The sequence below is a fragment of the Vibrio sp. B4-6 genome, assembly GCF_963888245.1.
GTDB classification, from domain to species: Bacteria; Pseudomonadota; Gammaproteobacteria; order Enterobacterales; family Vibrionaceae; genus Vibrio; species Vibrio anguillarum.
The window spans coordinates 275,520-292,997 of the sequence record NZ_CAWPIM010000033.1; the positions used below are offsets into that span (position 1 = coordinate 275,520).

Below are 17,478 nucleotides of genomic sequence, written 5' to 3' on the forward strand. Positions count from 1 at the left end.
GCACCTTCCTACGTTTCATATGTCCGTACATTTTTTATTGAAAATATGTGAATAAAAAACAAAATTCAGTACACTTATGACTAACATACAAATGGCTTGAGAAAATTCAACAGCAATTCCAGAGTATTTATTAAGTATAAATAGCATTGCACTATTTACACTAAGCATAAAAATATTGATAAATATAAATTCTAATATTTTCCTTTCATTTGCTTTGAAAACATATCTTTTATTTAAAAAATAACTAATTAGCATTGCTGTAAAATATGCAATAGACAATGAAAAGAACTCCCGTTGTGTCGCATAGTTTAGAATAATGAATGTAATATATGAAACAAGAGTATTAATTATTCCGACTATTGAGAACTTAAATACTACTAGTATTTTGGGGGGGGAGATCGTCATACTTCTTCTTAAAATTTATAATTTGTTTTAATTGATTAACGTTACTTGGTGATACTAAATAACCAAAATATCTCTTGTCTTGCTCTTTTTTAAGCATTGCATACTGATATAAATTTTCAACAAGATTACTTTCACTAATATATGATTTTATACTTTCACTTATTTCACAAGATAACATTTTCTCATGATAATCATCAGAACGTGTCAACTTGACATAGCTATTATTTCTATATTCTGATTTATCTAGTTTTAGTCCACTACCACTTATTCCGTATGCCCATAATCTAAGATCAATTTCACGAGTACCCATTATTATATCTACATCGCCCGATAAAAACGAACTTTTCACCTGTTGATCAATATGTAAACCATCCATTCTGTTAATAATTTCTTGATATAAACCTGTAGATTTTATACCGGAGAGACCCAATCTCACTTTTTTCTTCTCACAAGATTCTGACAAATGAAAAAGCGTCTCTTTAATTTCACTTAGATGTTCTCTATTATCCCAGTGAATCATTAGTGAATATAGGTTTCGAGCAAACAAATCTTCTGAAAGAGAGGTCATCTTTGTAAGATTTTCTCTTGAAAGATTTATTGTATTAATTTTCTCGTTTGTAACACTTCCGATCTTAAAAAAAACTTTTAAATCATTGACTCCTGACGTTTTAATCCATTGTGATATCAACTTTGCAGAATAAGTAAGTTTGTTTTTTTCACCATTAATTGGGTAATTATATGCGGTATCAATATAACGACCGCCAGATTCATAAAACCTATCTAATATATTGAGCGCCACTATTTCTTTAACACTCCATCCCCACATTGCTGTACCTAAGCAAATTCTTTTACTCATGGTTTTTAAGCTCTCTCATTGCTTTCAAATACTCAATTGAAAGCGAAATTATTTTAACTTTACTTTCTTCATCATCCGTCCACTTAACAGGAAGCTCTACAAGATTTTTTTTCATCTTTTCACTTACTACAAGTAACTCTGTACAGAAAAACCAACCATCGCTAGATGCTCTATTCTGTATCACTTCCGTAAAAATTGATTTTTTTAAAAATTTAAATCCACACATTCCATCACTGAAACCAACAGATAAATATTTTTTAAGAATCCAGTTAAATATTCGACTTGTGATTTCACGCTTAACACTGCGACCGATAACTTCAGAAGTTTTATGTAATCGACTACCGTAAACAATATCTACACTATTATTAGTTGAGAAAATATCTACAACTTGCATGATATGATTGATATCTGTAGCTAAATCTAAATCCATATAACCGACTATGTCAGCATTACTACTTTCCCAAGAAGTTTTTAATGCAAGTCCTACGCCTTTTTTACTAACCTTGACAAATCTAATTTTTTTGGGATACTCCTTCTCTAGCTTTTCCGCTATATCCCTCGTATTATCGGTTGACCCATTATCGGCAATAGATAGTGTTATATCTACAGTACCAATATTGATTGACTCTAAGTAAGCCATAATTTTAACAACTTGAAACCTTAATGTTTTTTCTTCATTCAACACCGGTATTGTAATTTCCAGATTCATCATATTGATTCTTCTAATACGTTTATTCTATTTTCATCGACCATAACAGTGCTATTTAGTTCATTGACTATTGCGTACTGTTCTCCAATATTATTCTCATCTAACATTCTGCCTATATATTCTGATAAGAAGGATAATATTATGAATAAAACCATAAATTGAAATGAAATCAGCACAGCTATTGATGCCCAACCATCAACCAACTGATCATTAAAAAATTTCTGAATGACGCTATATGTGGCAAATATTAAACTAAATAAACTTGCAAAAGCACCTATCACAGCCATTAATCTAAGAGGTTTTATTGAGTTAAAAACCATTATATTCAGTGTGTCTGGAATACTTTTTAACACCGACTTTTTTTCTTTGCGAATAGAATGTGTACATTCATATATTATACTTTCAGAATTCAGGCCAGACTGAGCAATTCGCAAAAACAATTTATGCTGTTTCCCATGGGATAGAGTAATGCTATTAGCAGAGTTACGTGAAAGAACATAAAAACCTGTAGCATTTCTAGGAATTTCATAGCCAATCTTGAATAATAGTTTATTTATAAATGGTCTTATTAACTTATATGCCATTGTAGCACTAACGCTTTCACTGACACCAACAACCACATCAACACCAGACCTGTTAATATTGATCGCATCACCAATAATTCCTAGTGGATCTCTGAGTGGATTAAAGAGCACTACAGAGTCACCTATTGAGTTTTCAATACCAATTGTATAAGCAAGCTCTCTGTCTAGATGAGATACTGTTTGAATTATTCTTACACCTTCCACCTCTTTCAGTACAGACGACCATCTTTGATTATATTGACTTGAAGAGCTATTATTATGATCTAATATTATTATTTCATAGTCATAAAAATTTTTCATTAAACCACATTGAATACTGAAAAGTATATCTTGTTCTTTATTATAAATAAGGTCATCAGAAAGTAAAATAACTGATACAAAGGTAGAGCTTTTACATTTACTCATGAGTTTGTCCATAAATCTTTATTGTGCACTGTTTCTATATCAGACCAAAGTTTTCAATTTTTTCAATTGCATCATAAATATTGTCTATTTTCCCCCCCATAATGCAATGGTGACCATTCACTCCGTGATTAATTTTAAACAAAATTGGCCGACTGTCATCAACATCACTTATAGGAAGTATAGTTTTCACTTCCCATAGAGAATCTATGTACTGGGATTTACTGAGGATTGGTATATATCTCTGAGCATCTCTTATTATTTTATTCCAAGCACTTTTCTTTGATAGCTTTTCAAATAAATCATAATTATCATATACACATTCATCATCTCTCCAATCACAGTGAGGTGTATATCTTACGTGAGATAGGGTATAATAATCTGTTGATGGAAATGGCATTATAGAAAAAAATGGCCCACACATTACAGTAAACGACATACCTTCGATCTCATTTGGTATTTTAATAAGGCACATTTCAGTTAATTCATGTCTCAAGGGAATTATCTCAAAACCGGAGAGTTCATTTAACCTATTAATTCCTGAATATGTACAATTAAATACTTGATCAGAGAATTCATATCTAAGTCTACCATCTTGTTCTCTTATCGTTATTTTTAAACCCTTATCCTCATCTTTCTCAACTTTTATTACATCAGAATTTGTTTTAAAATTTACACCAGCTTTTTTTACTCTTTCTAGCATTATTTTTTTTAATTTTACCGCATCAAATGCAATTTCGTCAGTTTCATAAACCCCATCAATAAGTTTTTTATTTACTAAGGATTCAATCTCAACATTTGCTTTTTTGATTGGCGCTTTAATTCGTTTACAGAATAACTCGAATTGCCTACCAGATATTTTTCCTAATGGTTTTCCAACTAAATAATATTTTTTGAAGTTTGAATATATTGTTTCTTTAAATTCTTCTTTGAATCTTGGATATGAAACTCGAGACCTTAATGCAGTCAGTGTGCTTCTTGGATAATGATAACCATTGTGAACCCGAGCCTGATTTTTTAAAGATGCTCTCTGCATGTAATCATCTTCTTTTTCAAACAGGTCTACAACATACCCTTTCAGAGAATAATACTCTGCTATATATAAGCCGTAAAATCCACCACCAATAACTATAACTTTCTCAGTTGTCATAAATAATTCTCGAAGAAAACTTAACATCCACTCGATCACCAATCAAACTCAACCCACTGATCATGTGTATATTTTCGCTATTTATTTCAAGTGTTTTCATACAGCTTGGTTTTTTTGATGGCAGCATATACTTATCTTGATAAATCTTTTTTTCAAATATTTCCGGATCGTTTTCCCAGTCAAATTTTGAATATAAATATGAACCAAAAACTTTGTTTGCAATATATGTTAACTCATAATTATTAAAATAATTATAGTTACTAGGGGAGTTTAATTTAACTATTAAGCCACACTCGCCAATCTCATTTTGGTATTTATTAATTGAGAATTCAATCCCATTTTGTAAAATGATAGCTTTATTTTTAATAAGCATGGAACCATAATATTGGTAGAGACTATAAGTAAAAGTGTATACCAAAATACCAACTACTCCTATTCTAGAAATTATCTTATTACTTGAAATTAAATTATTCGACATTGCTGAAAAAATTAAAGACAAAGCTGTAACAATTGTTATTGCTTGCCTTTGATCCCAGCCTTGCACACCAAAAAGATGACTATACCAAGCAGGCTTTCCTACCAAAACAAATGGTATAATATTGACGATTAACATAAGTGCACTAATAATTATTAGTTTTATATTACTAATTTTATCAACTAGGAGCGCTAAGATTAAAATTATAAATAATGGATAGACATTGTTTATAAAATTTAAAAATGTCTCCCAAATACTTTCATTGAATATATTTCTTATCACTATTTCATTATAGCCAAGATATAACCCATTAGCAGGAAACATCAATCGGGTACTAATAAAATAAATAGAGCTTATAATAATGTATGAAAAGAAAATCTTTAACTCATACCTATTTCTATAATTCAACATAATGTTAGCAGTAAGTAGTGTTATTATTAAAACCGCGCATGAAACTTGTTGATATGAAATGAATGATAGAAGATAATAAAAAACAAGCTTTTTATTATCTTTGCAAGTGATAATTTTTTCAACGCAAAACAAAGCTAAGGCAAGTGTGATAGAATGCATTAGAAAAACAGTTGAATAATATATACTCCAGATTGGTGAAAATGCAAAGATTAGAGCTCCGAATACTGCTGAAATATCTGAACATTTGAATGTTAACTTTGATAGTTTATATATATATATAGTAGAAATAATATGGCATGTAATCATTGTTAACTGGATTGCCAACAGAAATGTTTTATCACTAAATATATTAAAAAAAACATCATACATTATCGGAGTTAAAAACCACCCTGATTCTGTAAACCAATTCCAATATATCTCTCTGTTACCGGATTCAAATGCATGGCTAATAACTACCCCATCCCACAAATCTCTTGCCTGAAAAAACATTGGCATGAAACTTAGAAATGAAGCTGAACATAATAAAATTAAAGGGATTATCGCATTTCTTGTTATTTTCATTTACAAACTAAACCCATCATCAACGACAATATTTTGGCCAGTAACATAACGTGATTGCTCCGAGAGCAAAAACAGTACCGAGCCAACCACCTCTTCCACATCCAACATGCCTGCACCGTGTGTTTTCTCTTTATAGGCTTGTAAAAACGCGTCGTGCTGATGGTCAAAAATACCGCCAGGACTGACACAGTTAATACGGAAACGGCTGTCATTCACGTAAGAAACCACGTATTTGTTAAGGTGTTGAATCGCAGACTTGATCGCTGCGTATTCGACTGGCATAGTCATTGTTGTTTTGTTATAAATCTCAAACTTCGGTGCTACAACACCATAAATCGAGGATATATTCACCAGCGAAAAAGGCTGTTGCTGACGCTTAAAGTACACAGCACTCTGCTGCGTAAAGAGAAACGCACTGCCAAGATGTAACGACAAATTCTCGTTGAAGCTCTCTAAGCTGACATCAAAAAAGTGCTTACCATACGTCTTATTACGAGGATAGGTTGCGTTGACCGCGCCATCGATCTGTTGAGTCTGCTGATTATAGAACGCTTTGACACTTTCTTCTTTAGTTACATCCAACTCACAACAACTCAGCTTCTCATTTTGTAGGTCAACACCGAGCGAAGCAAGCCGTTCACGCATCGCCTCCAAATGAATATCGGCTGCGATGACGTGTGCGCCTTGCTTTAGCAAAGCGAGCACTAAACGCGTTCCAAGCAGGCCACCTGCTCCCGCCACCACAATGGTTTTATTATCGAGTAGCTTTTCCATTATTGACAACCTCCGACAATCGCTTCTGCTAACATAAAATCGTAAATATCATCAATATCTACGGCGCGCTCTTTCGGTACATCAATGCTAGTGACGTTGCCAGAAAAAAGACCGTAATTGTTCAAGACAAACTCGGGCGTGGTGGCATACACAACGGTGGTGATATCGAACACCGCTGGCGCATCTTGACGACGTGCCACTTCACCCTGTGGCTTGATGACCAACTCAACCATACCTGAGTCGGTCTGCTTGACCATATTGAAAAAGGGGCTGCGGCTGGCGGGGGTCACTGAGATACAAATATCGGCGCTAACGGCCATTCGTTGCTGGATGGCACTTTCGATGTCACTGACCGCCCTCAGGGGAGCTGTCGCAGGCAAGCTAATAAAGCCGTCAAAGTCGCCATAGTTAGCACGCACCCATTCAATCGCATGTCGCCAAGAAAGCCACTCTGGGCTGGTATCATCCGCCAGCTCTGCAGGACGATCGATAACGATCGACCCGCCATTCCTCGCCACTTGCGCAATTTCGTCATCATCGGTGGAAACAAATACCTGCTCAATAGACGGAGCGGCCAACGCGCTGTCAATCGAATAGTGCAGCAAGGGTTTGCCAGCAAGTGGTTTAATGTTTTTTCCTGGCAGGCCTTTTGAACCGCCACGAGCAAAAATAAATGCATAGTTTTTCATTGGATATTTACCCTTTACGCCATCTAGCTCGCCGTGATGGGATAGCGCATTTTGATTTGTGCAATCAGTTCAAGGCTTTTAGCCGCCTCATCAAGCGACACACACTGACTCGGTTGGCGATGGATATAGGCAACAAAATCCAGCACCATCGCTGTATACATTTGGTTTTTATCCCAAGTGGGGTCGCTGTAGAGTACTTGCGTGCCTTGCGCGGAAACAAAGCGGATCTCATTGCCAATCAAATCCCACTCTAACGCGCCTTGGCTACCGACAAAGCGGCACTGGCGATACGCTTTACGCTGCAAAAAATCGAGATGCAGGTGCACAACTGCTTTTTGCTTAGTGCTGAGGAGCATATCGGCACTGTCCTCAACTTCCAAACCAAGCTCTTCACTTTGGCTCAAGATAGCGTGCTCTAGAGTCAGCTCACCCAATAACCATTGGGTGTAATCAAACTCATGGCTAAGCTCTAAAAGGACACCGCCACCTAACATCGCTCTGGCTGATACACTCTCACGGTAATCTTTGCTCGGACGCCAATCTGGTAAATACTGACCAACCTCGACATGAGCATGGTACATATTCCCCAACATCCCAGATGCAAGACATTTTTTCATCTCAATCGCAGAAGATAAGTAGCGTATGCAATACCCTACAGCCACAGGAGTTGAGTATTGAGCTGCCACCTCTTGCAGCGCTTTTAATTCGTCGAGCGTAGCGGTGACTGGCTTCTCAATCAGTACGGCAATGCCCGCTTCAATCAACGGGATGGCATGCGCCGCGTGAAAAGGGGCCGGAGAAGCGACAATAACCAGTTGAACCTGTTGCGTGATCAGTACATCAATCGACTCCACTAGATGATCGGCGTGACTGACCGCCTCGTGCGGCATACGTCCACTGGCTGACATAGCATAGAGCTGAGCATGTGGAAAAAGCTGTTTAATATTTCGGCGATGGCGAGTAGCAATGTTCCCCAGCCCAACAACGGCAACTCGTTCCATTAATCCAGCCCCAAGGTATGAATGTCTGCTTGCGCACGGTTGAAATCATCCATTCGGCCAATATCTAGCCAATATTCGTGAATAGGAAACATGAGAATCTTATCTCGCTCTTGCATGTGTTGCTCAAGCAGTGTTGGCATATCAATGCGGTAATTTTCTGGTACAGATTGAATCACGCGTGGCGAAACCACATAAATACCCGCGTTGACAAAAAAGCGCTGAATAGGCTTTTCCACCATACTAGTGATTTTATTGCCTTCTCCATTAATCACCCCATAAGGAATTTGATAATCGTACTCACGCACACACATGGTAGCATCGGCATCATGAGTAATGTGGAAATCAAGCAAGCGCTGGAAATCTACTTTAGTCAGCACATCACCATTCATCATGATCAATGGTAGGCTTTCTGGCAGATCTTTCGGTAACAGACCAAGCGCACCACCAGTACCAAGCGGTAGTTCCTCATGCACATAAGTGATATTAGCCCCAAGTTCAGAGCCATCACCAAAATGTGCCTGAATCAACTCGGGCATGTAATGGGTCGATATATAAAAATTGACAAAACCCGCTTTTATAAAACTGCGGATCACTGTTTCGAGAATAGGCTTATTGCCGATCTTAAGCATTGGCTTGGGGCAATTATCCGTCAAAGGACGTAAACGGGTACCAAATCCCCCCGCCATCAGAAATACCGGATTTTGATATTTAGGACGATGTAATGCACCATGTAAGGTTTCAAGCCCCACCACTTTTCCTGCATCATCTAGAAGCGGGATGGAGAGGATGCCCTTTTTCTCCATCAAATCGAACAATAGCTCTCTGCGGATTCCAGCTTGAGCTGTCGTGGGAGATAAATTCATCACCAAAGAAACGGGATCTGCCAGCGTCAGATTTTTGAGTAAGCCACGACGAATATCCCCATCTGTCACTACACCGACCAAATGTTGATTATTGTCAACGACTAGTGCCACTCTCAGGGCTTCATTATTGATAATCTCCAGTGCATCCCGAACCGAGTTGTCTGGTTTAATCAATACATTGTTCCAGCAGTAGCTCATGAAATATCCTTGAATTCTAATTATTTTCTTTAAGATAGGTACGGGCAGGGTAGCAGGTATAATTCTTCATCAGCGACCGATTCACGATGGCTCCAGCACCAACCACACTCTGAGATTCTAAAACTAAACCTTGAATCACGGTTGCATTCGCACCAATGTAAACCGCTTCGCGCGTACATACCGCACCACACAGGGTCGCGCGTGGCGCAATATGGTTATAAGCGCCGATTTGGCAATCGTGCTCAACCAAAGCGCCGCTGTTCACTATGGTATGTTCGCCAATAACCGCGCCAGTTTGCACTTGTGCCCCAGATAAAATCTGCGCGCCGGAGCGGATAGTCGCAAACAGTGATACGTGCGCATCACTGGCGATCACCGTTTCAAACTGATAACCGAGTTCGAGAAACTGTTGATTGACTCGCTGACGCAGCATAGAACGAGGCAACATGCCAATACCATTGACCAAGTACACACTATCCGGTGAAAAGCGTTTCACCTCTTCATCTTTAGTCAAATGCGCCAAGCCAGCAAACACTGCTCTTGAGGAGAGAGCATCTGGGGAAATCACCGCAAGGACTTCTCGTCCCTGACCAAGCAAAATATCCGCCAGCACGCTCGCGTGGCCGCCGCCGCCGATCAAGACCAGCGGTTTGTACTTATTCAAGGATTAAATCTCCCACTTGATAGTCTCGGCTTGCCGAGCGCTCAAGCATCTCCCAATACTCATAGGGCGACATGCCACTGCCCGGACGTTTGATGGTCAAGTTGTCTGCAGTAAATGATTCACCCGCTCGAATTACTTGGCTCGCCACCAAACTTTTGCGTGCCACCGCTTTGTTTCTCACCTCCGAAACGGTCGGCGATTTTACCGCCGTGCCCAGCGCCACTTCCACTTGGCGAATCGCTTTCACCATTGCAGCCAGTTCATCTGGTTCAAGTGAAGCCTTGTGATCGGGGCCTTCCATATTTTTATCAAGGGTAAAGTGTTTTTCAATCAACACCGCACCGCGCGCCACCGCAGCAATGGGGATGGTGATCCCTTCGCTGTGGTCAGAATAGCCCGCAAGCAAGTCAAACGAATTGCCGAGCGTATCCATTGCTCTAAGGTTGATTTCTGCCATCGGCGCCGGGTATTCAGTGGTGCAGTGCAGAATGGTCACTTTTTCTTTAAGGGCTTTTTGCCCCGCCTCTGAGGCGTAAGCTTGCTGAAACGCCAGTACCGATGGCGCTGCGTTGTCCGACGCCGTATAACCAAAGGCAATAACCCCAAGCGCCATTTCAATCTCGGCCAGCGTCGCCATACCTGTGGATACAATCAAATCACAGCCGGTGCGTGCATGCTCAAGAACCAAAGGCGCATTGGTGAGCTCGCCAGAAGGCAGTTTAAGGCGCGTTAAACCCAGATCGTTAACAAGGAAATCTAGGCTTTCAGAGTCAAAAGCTGTCGAAAGAAACTCAATTCCCAAGGTCTGGCAATGTTTGACTAACTGGTGATGGGCGGCATAGGAAAGTTCAAGGCGACTGAGCATCGACAATTGCGACTCTTGTTTTTGCGTATTAGCCACTTGGTAGTCGGCTTGCTTGGCTTGCTCAGTGACTAAGTTTTTAGCTTTAAAGGTTTGAAACTTAACGATGTCGGCACCGGCTTGATGCGCAGCATCTACAAGTTGAAACGCCAGTGCATCATCTCCGTTATGGTTTACGCCAGCTTCAGCAATAATAAGTGTCATAATATCTCCTTTATAAGCATAAAGGCTTCAGCCGCATTAGCATTACACTGTACTCCTCTTAAATAAGCCAAAGATTCCAATGCTTTTCTTGAGCGAGGAAATGGAAAATCACGTACCTCAGACTCAAAAACGTCTAAGATAGCGAGCTTTTTATTGAGGTAAGTAGATATATCAATAAATACATTCGGTTTAAATCCACCATCTTCAGGCTTCATGCCGAAATCTGTTTCAGAAAGCGTCTCATAGGCAAGTATTTTTCTAACAAACGGGGCACGAAATGACTTCGCCGCAGACATTACCGAATCATAGACTATTTCGTGATCGCTGTGAGCATCATTCCTATAGGGGATAAATATAATTTCAGGTTGTATTTCATGTATAGCATGTGAAATATCAACCACAATATCACCTTTCGATATAGCATCAAGCCTAGCTGGTGGAAATTTTAATTCATGAATAGACGTAAAGTTATACAAACTTGTAACACTCTCTATTTCATTTTTACGAATTTCTATTTGCTTTTTTGAAAATCCAGCTTCTTCACTCATCCCAGTAACAAGCAGCCAATGAACACTATATCCTTGAGAAATGAGTTTTAGAATAGTTCCTCCGCATCCTAAAGTTTCATCATCAGCATGAGGAGCAACAATTAATACAGGTTTATTGCTCAACATATAGAGGGTCCTCATATTTTTTATATATCGCAGAGAATTCTATCGATTTTATAAGTTCAACAGCTTTATCTGATGCATTGCCATCACCATACGGATTAGAAATATTACTAATAGATGATAAAAATGTTTCGTCTTTTGTTTTCATAATTGCATCTTTTATCTGATTTAAATCAGAATCTATAAAAATAACATTTTCCGCACTCATACGCCCACGCTGCCTCAGACCAACATTGATACATGGAATTGGTACACTAGCAGCTTCAAGAATACCCGCAGATGAGTTTCCCATGATTAATTTACAAGCTTTAAATAATTGAACAAATAAATCCCTTGGTAAGTTACCGTACAAAGAAACATTAGAATCACTAGAATAATTATTCAAAACCTCTCTAATTCCTGAATAACCATGATCACTATTTGGCAAACCAATAAATACATGGTAACCATTTTCAATAAGCTCATGAATAATATTGCAAACAAGCTGTGGCGCTATCTCTATTTCATCTTCAACTGGATGAAAAATAAAAAGAGCCGCAGGCCTTGAAACTTTACGGCCAGCAACAAAATCCAATATATCATTACGAATCGGTATTTCTTTAAATTTATCTAGAGCAACACTTCCAATATTAAAAATCCTACTTGATGGTTCACCTATTTTAAGCAATCTTTTTTTATGTTCTTCAATACTAACAAAATGGCACGTTGATAATTTCGATACTGCATGTCGGATGGGATTATCTATATGCCCATCCGACGCATGATCACCACCAAAAAAATGAACGGTAGGAATACCAAGATATCCACCAAGAAGAGCTCCGATCATAACATCTTCTCTATCACCAGCATAAATTATCAGATCTGGTGAAAATGCATTCACCAGATCAATACATGATAGTAATAAAACCGAGGCACTTTTTAATCTGGCTGCACTAGAATCAGAATCAATCAAGCTATCAATTTGACAAAGTATATTAAAACCATCTTTTTTTATATCTTTAACTGTTAAGCCAAACGATGGTGAATTATGGCAACCTCCAACCAAAAGACGAAGATCAATTCCAGAATCTCTATCTAGCTTCTTATAAACATAACTCATTAAGTCATATTCAGAACGAATTGATGTTATTGCTAATATTTTCATTAAAAAACATCCGACATGCACATTTGAACATTGAAGGAAAGTTCATTTTCCATGTTGAATGTTCGATATCCAAATCTATATGGAAATAATACATTTCTATCATCTTCATTTTCTACATCAGAAAATGGTGAAACTATATTTACAGACTTACCTGGCTTAAATTTAAACAAATCATTGGCGGTGCTATAATACATTAGATCATATGCATCGTTTATTTCCTTTACACCAATTCCTTGATGAATATCCCAAACCTGATTAGGCTTATTGCAACGCCACTCCTTAATCTTTTCTTCTGACATATCAAGTTGGAATGCACCTTCAATTTCCGCCCCCTGTATAAGAGAGCATTGACAATGCCAATCATTAGGATGAATCTGTCTTACTTTATATTCATCAGATATTATCCATCCCAACCTCTTTCTAAAACCAGCTATAGAGTTATGATTTGGGAAACCATAAACAACACTAGGAATTTTATTAGCATCAATCTTACTATACACTCGTTCGGCTAATAATTGAAAAATGCCAAAGCGTCGAAAATTCGCTGATACCATCGTTGTCATTGATAAATAACCGATGAGCTTTTTCTTATTATTTGTTAGTATCTGTGGTATTACTGCATAATGCCCAATAACTTTGCCATTAAACAAGGCCAGTGAAACTAATGGTTTTCCACATGGATTGTTCAAATATGCCCATTCCCATAGATCTTTATTTAACTCCCTTTCAAAACACTCAGCAAAAAGAGATTTAATTTCAGGAAAAAAACTTACCAGAACATCAATATTATGGACATCAATATACTCTATTTCATCTTTCATAATTAGATCTCTTTTATTTTATTATTTCTATTCCGGAATATATATTTCAGCACTTCCAGTAATCACCTTAGAATTACCAACTTTACAGTATGTATCAAAATAAACTCTTCTTCGATTTAAATCGACATCTTTAACTTCTATATATGCTGTAACTGTATCACCAACATAAACTGGTTTTCTAAACTTAATACTTTGAGAAACATATACACATCCAGGGCCAGGAAGCTTCATCCCAAACAAAGCAGAAAAAAAACTTGTACTAAACATTCCATGAGCAATTCTTTTTCCAAACCTTGATTGTTCTGCATATAACTCATCCATATGGACTGGGTTTCTGTCACCAGAAATATTTGCAAAATTCTTTACATCAGCATCTGATATTGTTTGAGAATAGGACTCAGCCATACCGACTTTTATCTCTTCCAACTTGTACATCAATTTACTCTCTTTGGTTAACTATTTATCAAGGTGGGAAAGCTTGGGAGATTAATCAGATGTTCTTCTAGCCACTGTGAATTGTTAAGATCACCACGTAAAGCATGCTTAAACATCGGCAAACGGTGCATTAACTGCCAGATTGGGCGCGTCATTATGCCAGCTGCATTAGTTTGCTCTAGCAGTTCATTGCGTTGCTGTGTATCTGCGCAAATGATGGCATTGAGCCAATAGTTTGATTGTGCGTATTCTGGCTCGACCACAAACGTCACATCGCTGCTGGCGAAAAATGCTTGGTATTGATGTGCCAATTGACGTTTTTGCGCCAGATAGCGTTCCAGCACTTCCATCTGCGCACAGCCCAGCGCCGCATTTAAGTTCGGCATGCGGTAGTTAAACCCTGGTTCATCATGGAAGAACTCATATGGGTGCGGCACTTTCGCCGTCGTAGTCACGTGCTTAGTGCGTCTGCCCGCCTCTTCCGTGCCACACAGCACCATACCGCCGCCACCCGTGGTAATGATTTTGTTGCCATTGAAGCTCACCGCACCAAATTCACCAAGCGTTCCGGTGTGTTTGCCCTTGTAAAACGAGCCTAAACTTTCTGCTGCATCCTCGACTAACGTGATGTGCCATTTCAAACAAACGGCAATCAGTTCATCAAGTTCTACCGGATGACCAAAGGTGTGCATCGGCACCACAGCTTTGATTCTTCTACCCGTTTTCTTATGGATACACCCAGCATCAGTGGTTTCCGCACTATCTTCTAGGAAGGCATCCACCGCTTTAGGGCAAAGCCCCAAACTCACGGGCGAAACATCCGCAAAAATCGGCTCGGCACCCATGTGATAAAGCGCATTACAAGTAGCAACAAACGTCAGTGCTTGGGTGATCACCAAATCCCCCCGCTCAACGCCCGCCATGTACAACGCAGCATGCAGCGCTGCCGTGCCGTTGACGGTGGCAACCGCGCGGGCACTGCCAGTAAAGGCTTCCATCTTGCGCTCAAACTCATCAACAAATTTACCGACGCTCGATACAAAAGTGCTATCAATGGTTTCCGTAACGTACGCTTTCTCATTACCCGCAAAAGTAGGGGCATGCAACGGAATAAAATCTGGGGTTTGGTATTGGTCGCGTACAAACTCAACCAGTAACTGTGCGTTCATTCTTCTTCACCCTTACATCTTGCTATCAAGGTATTTGCCCGTTTCTTTATGACCGAAGTCGGGGATCATCGTAAAGAAGAGCGCCACAATCTGCTCTTTGCTCCAAGCTCGTTGATCTTTCATTTGGGCAATTTTTTCTTCAAAAAGACTCAACAACTCCGGTTGATACAGAGGTTCATTTTTGATGATGCCCAAATTTTCAAAACGTGCCATATCAAGCACTTCTTTATCAGTGAAAAACTCTTCGAAATCCTTTTCACCCGTCGTATCACTTTCGGTGAAAAGACAAGGCCATTTGCCTTGTGCTGGTAGCGTTTTCGCCAGTTCACGAGCTTCATCTTCATCCGCGCATAAATGCGGCTCATAGCCACGTTGCTTAAGGTACTTAACTGCGATGTCGGCAAAGGTAATCAGATGCAGCGCTTCACTAAGTTTCGGGAAGAAAATATCGCAGTTTTCGCCAAAAATGCACGACATGAGGCACAGCTCACCGGATTCTTGGGGCGTTACGAAATAACGCTTGATGTCGTTTGGCGCGACAATCGGCTGATTTTTTTGAATACGTTGGTTAAAGCCGTGCAACAGAGATCCATCAGAAAAGGCAACGTTAGCAAAACGCGCAGTCGAGATTGAGATCTGCTCACTTTTGCGCATCAAGAACATTTCCATAATGCGCTTCGACGCCCCCATCATATTGACCGGGTTGGCCGCTTTATCGGTCGACACGCAAAAGTATTTTTTCACGCCCGCGTCAATCGACTGCTGAATGGTTTTATCGGTGTTGAATACGTTGACATCAATCATACGCATCAAGGTAAACGGGTCTTTTTCGCTGCGTACATGCTTGAGGGCAGAGAGGTTTAAGACATAATCATACTGACCGTCGGTTTTGATAAAGGCATCATACTCAATCGAACCGATGTCCAAAGCGAAGGTTTGGAAATCGCCGCCAATGTAGCCAAATGAACTGCGAATATCACGCACCAACTCCACCATATTGTTTTCGCTGATATCTACTACATGCAGTTTCTGCGGATTGCGCTTAAAGATTTCTTTAGTAACCGCTTGGCCAATTGACCCAGCTCCGCCGAGGACAAGAAAGCGTGACTGTGAAACGATACGAGATAACTCAGCTTCGTGCTGGGCAATGTCTTGAGTGAACAGCGCATCGGTACGACCGATCAGAGATAGAATATTATTCATTATTTAACCCAAAAAGAAAGTAATGCACTTAATAGAATGAATATGTAATTAAATTAAGAAACGTGTTCATCCGATATTAATTTTTTATTTAAAATAGAATTAACTAAGACAAGTGTCACTCCAAACATCACACCGAATATCGCACTGAGCACAATGATTAAAGTTCTTTTAGGTTTATCTCTCCTTATTGGCTCTTCAGGTTCTTGAAGATAATAAAAAGCACTAACATACCAATCTGTTTTTCCGCTAATTTTATTTATTCCGAACTGGGATATTTGGCTTTTTAGTAAAGATATTCTAGGTTCAAAAATACTCAAATCTGTAATACTTTTCAATGCATTAAGTTTAGCTTCCAAAGCACGATAGCCAATATTTATCGCAAAAATTTCATTATCACCAAGATTCTGAACTGGTAATTTTACATCAGCAGATTTTGCTATATCCAGCGCATACTGAGTTCTTTCTAACTCGACTTTCAATCTCAGCTCAGCCTGACTTTTTAGATTTTTTTCCAGTTGTTTTAACTCACTATATCGTGTGTTTAAGGTATTATTTAAATCACTCTCCAGTTGCGCATTGATCCTATTATTTACAAAATCGACATAAGATCTAAGTAGTGATACAGCCGTTAATTTATCTACCGATTGTAAGCTGAGGTTAATTATTTCAATATTTTTATCATCTGCTGATGATTTTTTATCCAATGATTTAGCATTTATTTTAGAGAACCATTCTTGATAAAACTCCTGAAGATTAGTCTCACCTTTATTCTTTAGCAGATCATCTCTAATCGTCAAAAAGATCGAATCTGTCTGCATAAAAGCTCTTTTTGCACCATTTGAATTAAACTCAAGAATGAACCGTTTAAATATGATCTCTGGATCTATCAGTTTATCTAAAGTTTCACTAACTATGACCGTTCCATCTTCTTGATATAAATCAAATAAAGGCTGATATTGTTTTACCGCTTGCTGGTAACCAGCAATATCCTGAATTTGTGGAGGACTAACTGTAGCTTTTGCACTCCACCATTCCTGTGCAAAGAAAACGTACGCCGAAGCAATAGAAAGAAAACAAAAGGTTGACAAGGCTACTAACCATTTCTTTTTCCAGATATTTATTAGTAATTCACTAAGCTCAACACCACCTTCCATACTTGGATAGTAGTTATCTGAAGATGTTTTTTTTCCTTGACTACACTGTGATGAAATCACTTACATTCCTCTC

General features: G+C 38.8%; 19 protein-coding genes. All 19 read right to left on the bottom strand.

Going from position 1 to position 17,478, the window contains the following annotated elements:
• Nucleotides 1-15 precede the first annotated feature (15 nt).
• The 19 genes from AACV20_RS17610 to AACV20_RS10665 are packed head-to-tail and all read right to left on the bottom strand — an operon-like array spanning nt 16 to nt 17,465.
• A complete protein-coding gene (locus AACV20_RS17610; RefSeq protein WP_170907238.1) occupies nt 16-405 on the bottom strand; it encodes a GtrA family protein in 390 nt (129 codons plus the stop codon).
• Complete coding sequence (locus tag AACV20_RS10580; protein ID WP_170907239.1) at nt 368-1,261, bottom strand: aldo/keto reductase; 894 nt, start codon at nt 1,259-1,261, stop codon at nt 368-370. Before AACV20_RS10580 ends, AACV20_RS17610 begins: the two co-directional genes overlap by 38 nt.
• Nucleotides 1,254-1,973, bottom strand: a complete 720-nt coding sequence (locus AACV20_RS10585) for a glycosyltransferase (protein WP_212752576.1) — start codon at nt 1,971-1,973, stop codon at nt 1,254-1,256. The genes AACV20_RS10580 and AACV20_RS10585 overlap by 8 nt, the downstream gene beginning before the upstream one ends.
• On the bottom strand, nt 1,970-2,959 hold the full coding sequence (locus AACV20_RS10590; protein WP_170907240.1) for a hypothetical protein: 990 nt from the start codon (nt 2,957-2,959) through the stop codon (nt 1,970-1,972). The genes AACV20_RS10585 and AACV20_RS10590 overlap by 4 nt, the downstream gene beginning before the upstream one ends.
• Before the next feature lie 34 nt (nt 2,960-2,993).
• Nucleotides 2,994-4,106 (bottom strand): FAD-dependent oxidoreductase, encoded by a 1,113-nt coding sequence (locus AACV20_RS10595; protein ID WP_170907241.1) that lies wholly within the window; start codon nt 4,104-4,106, stop codon nt 2,994-2,996.
• Complete coding sequence (locus AACV20_RS10600) at nt 4,096-5,553, bottom strand: hypothetical protein (protein WP_170907242.1); 1,458 nt, start codon at nt 5,551-5,553, stop codon at nt 4,096-4,098. The genes AACV20_RS10595 and AACV20_RS10600 overlap by 11 nt, the downstream gene beginning before the upstream one ends.
• Nucleotides 5,554-6,327, bottom strand: coding sequence for an oxidoreductase (locus tag AACV20_RS10605; RefSeq protein ID WP_170907243.1), 774 nt, complete (start codon nt 6,325-6,327; stop codon nt 5,554-5,556). It lies immediately after the preceding gene.
• Nucleotides 6,327-7,016: an acylneuraminate cytidylyltransferase family protein gene (locus tag AACV20_RS10610; RefSeq protein ID WP_170907244.1), complete on the bottom strand. Its 690-nt coding sequence runs from the start codon at nt 7,014-7,016 to the stop codon at nt 6,327-6,329. The genes AACV20_RS10605 and AACV20_RS10610 overlap by 1 nt, the downstream gene beginning before the upstream one ends.
• A 23-nt stretch (nt 7,017-7,039) precedes the next feature.
• Nucleotides 7,040-8,017: a Gfo/Idh/MocA family protein gene (locus tag AACV20_RS10615; RefSeq protein ID WP_170907245.1), complete on the bottom strand. Its 978-nt coding sequence runs from the start codon at nt 8,015-8,017 to the stop codon at nt 7,040-7,042.
• Nucleotides 8,017-9,078 (bottom strand): nucleotidyltransferase family protein, encoded by a 1,062-nt coding sequence (locus tag AACV20_RS10620; protein ID WP_170907246.1) that lies wholly within the window; start codon nt 9,076-9,078, stop codon nt 8,017-8,019. Before AACV20_RS10620 ends, AACV20_RS10615 begins: the two co-directional genes overlap by 1 nt.
• A 16-nt stretch (nt 9,079-9,094) precedes the next feature.
• Nucleotides 9,095-9,742: an acetyltransferase gene (locus tag AACV20_RS10625; RefSeq protein ID WP_170907247.1), complete on the bottom strand. Its 648-nt coding sequence runs from the start codon at nt 9,740-9,742 to the stop codon at nt 9,095-9,097.
• Nucleotides 9,735-10,808 carry an N-acetylneuraminate synthase gene (neuB, locus tag AACV20_RS10630; protein WP_170907248.1) on the bottom strand — a complete coding sequence of 358 codons (1,074 nt, stop codon included), beginning with the start codon at nt 10,806-10,808 and terminating at the stop codon, nt 9,735-9,737. Before neuB ends, AACV20_RS10625 begins: the two co-directional genes overlap by 8 nt.
• A complete protein-coding gene (locus tag AACV20_RS10635) occupies nt 10,805-11,482 on the bottom strand; it encodes a PIG-L deacetylase family protein (RefSeq protein ID WP_170907249.1) in 678 nt (225 codons plus the stop codon). The genes neuB and AACV20_RS10635 overlap by 4 nt, the downstream gene beginning before the upstream one ends.
• Nucleotides 11,469-12,623, bottom strand: a complete 1,155-nt coding sequence (gene neuC / locus AACV20_RS10640) for a UDP-N-acetylglucosamine 2-epimerase (RefSeq protein WP_170907250.1) — start codon at nt 12,621-12,623, stop codon at nt 11,469-11,471. The genes AACV20_RS10635 and neuC overlap by 14 nt, the downstream gene beginning before the upstream one ends.
• Nucleotides 12,623-13,444 (bottom strand): GNAT family N-acetyltransferase, encoded by an 822-nt coding sequence (locus AACV20_RS10645; protein ID WP_170907251.1) that lies wholly within the window; start codon nt 13,442-13,444, stop codon nt 12,623-12,625. The genes neuC and AACV20_RS10645 overlap by 1 nt, the downstream gene beginning before the upstream one ends.
• A gap of 27 nt (nt 13,445-13,471) precedes the next feature.
• Entirely contained in the window at nt 13,472-13,879 is a 408-nt protein-coding gene (locus tag AACV20_RS10650; protein ID WP_142570086.1) for a MaoC family dehydratase, read from the bottom strand.
• 17 nt (nt 13,880-13,896) lie between these two features.
• Nucleotides 13,897-15,048, bottom strand: coding sequence for a LegC family aminotransferase (locus AACV20_RS10655; protein WP_170907252.1), 1,152 nt, complete (start codon nt 15,046-15,048; stop codon nt 13,897-13,899).
• A 12-nt stretch (nt 15,049-15,060) separates the two neighbouring features.
• Nucleotides 15,061-16,251, bottom strand: a complete 1,191-nt coding sequence (locus AACV20_RS10660) for a UDP-N-acetylglucosamine 4,6-dehydratase (RefSeq protein WP_170907253.1) — start codon at nt 16,249-16,251, stop codon at nt 15,061-15,063.
• A gap of 53 nt (nt 16,252-16,304) precedes the next feature.
• Nucleotides 16,305-17,465, bottom strand: coding sequence for an LPS O-antigen chain length determinant protein WzzB (locus AACV20_RS10665; protein ID WP_306685467.1), 1,161 nt, complete (start codon nt 17,463-17,465; stop codon nt 16,305-16,307).
• Nucleotides 17,466-17,478: the final 13 nt, after the last annotated feature.

Coding starts and splice junctions, on each gene's coding strand:
- AACV20_RS17610 (WP_170907238.1), bottom strand. CDS start 405: ATGACGATCTCCCCCCCCAAAATACTAGTAGTATTTAAGTTCTCAATA.
- AACV20_RS10580 (WP_170907239.1), bottom strand. CDS start 1,261: ATGAGTAAAAGAATTTGCTTAGGTACAGCAATGTGGGGATGGAGTGTT.
- AACV20_RS10585 (WP_212752576.1), bottom strand. CDS start 1,973: ATGATGAATCTGGAAATTACAATACCGGTGTTGAATGAAGAAAAAACA.
- AACV20_RS10590 (WP_170907240.1), bottom strand. CDS start 2,959: ATGAGTAAATGTAAAAGCTCTACCTTTGTATCAGTTATTTTACTTTCT.
- AACV20_RS10595 (WP_170907241.1), bottom strand. CDS start 4,106: ATGACAACTGAGAAAGTTATAGTTATTGGTGGTGGATTTTACGGCTTA.
- AACV20_RS10600 (WP_170907242.1), bottom strand. CDS start 5,553: ATGAAAATAACAAGAAATGCGATAATCCCTTTAATTTTATTATGTTCA.
- AACV20_RS10605 (WP_170907243.1), bottom strand. CDS start 6,327: ATGGAAAAGCTACTCGATAATAAAACCATTGTGGTGGCGGGAGCAGGT.
- AACV20_RS10610 (WP_170907244.1), bottom strand. CDS start 7,016: ATGAAAAACTATGCATTTATTTTTGCTCGTGGCGGTTCAAAAGGCCTG.
- AACV20_RS10615 (WP_170907245.1), bottom strand. CDS start 8,017: ATGGAACGAGTTGCCGTTGTTGGGCTGGGGAACATTGCTACTCGCCAT.
- AACV20_RS10620 (WP_170907246.1), bottom strand. CDS start 9,078: ATGAGCTACTGCTGGAACAATGTATTGATTAAACCAGACAACTCGGTT.
- neuB (WP_170907248.1), bottom strand. CDS start 10,808: ATGACACTTATTATTGCTGAAGCTGGCGTAAACCATAACGGAGATGAT.
- AACV20_RS10635 (WP_170907249.1), bottom strand. CDS start 11,482: ATGTTGAGCAATAAACCTGTATTAATTGTTGCTCCTCATGCTGATGAT.
- neuC (WP_170907250.1), bottom strand. CDS start 12,623: ATGAAAATATTAGCAATAACATCAATTCGTTCTGAATATGACTTAATG.
- AACV20_RS10645 (WP_170907251.1), bottom strand. CDS start 13,444: ATGAAAGATGAAATAGAGTATATTGATGTCCATAATATTGATGTTCTG.
- AACV20_RS10650 (WP_142570086.1), bottom strand. CDS start 13,879: ATGTACAAGTTGGAAGAGATAAAAGTCGGTATGGCTGAGTCCTATTCT.
- AACV20_RS10655 (WP_170907252.1), bottom strand. CDS start 15,048: ATGAACGCACAGTTACTGGTTGAGTTTGTACGCGACCAATACCAAACC.
- AACV20_RS10660 (WP_170907253.1), bottom strand. CDS start 16,251: ATGAATAATATTCTATCTCTGATCGGTCGTACCGATGCGCTGTTCACT.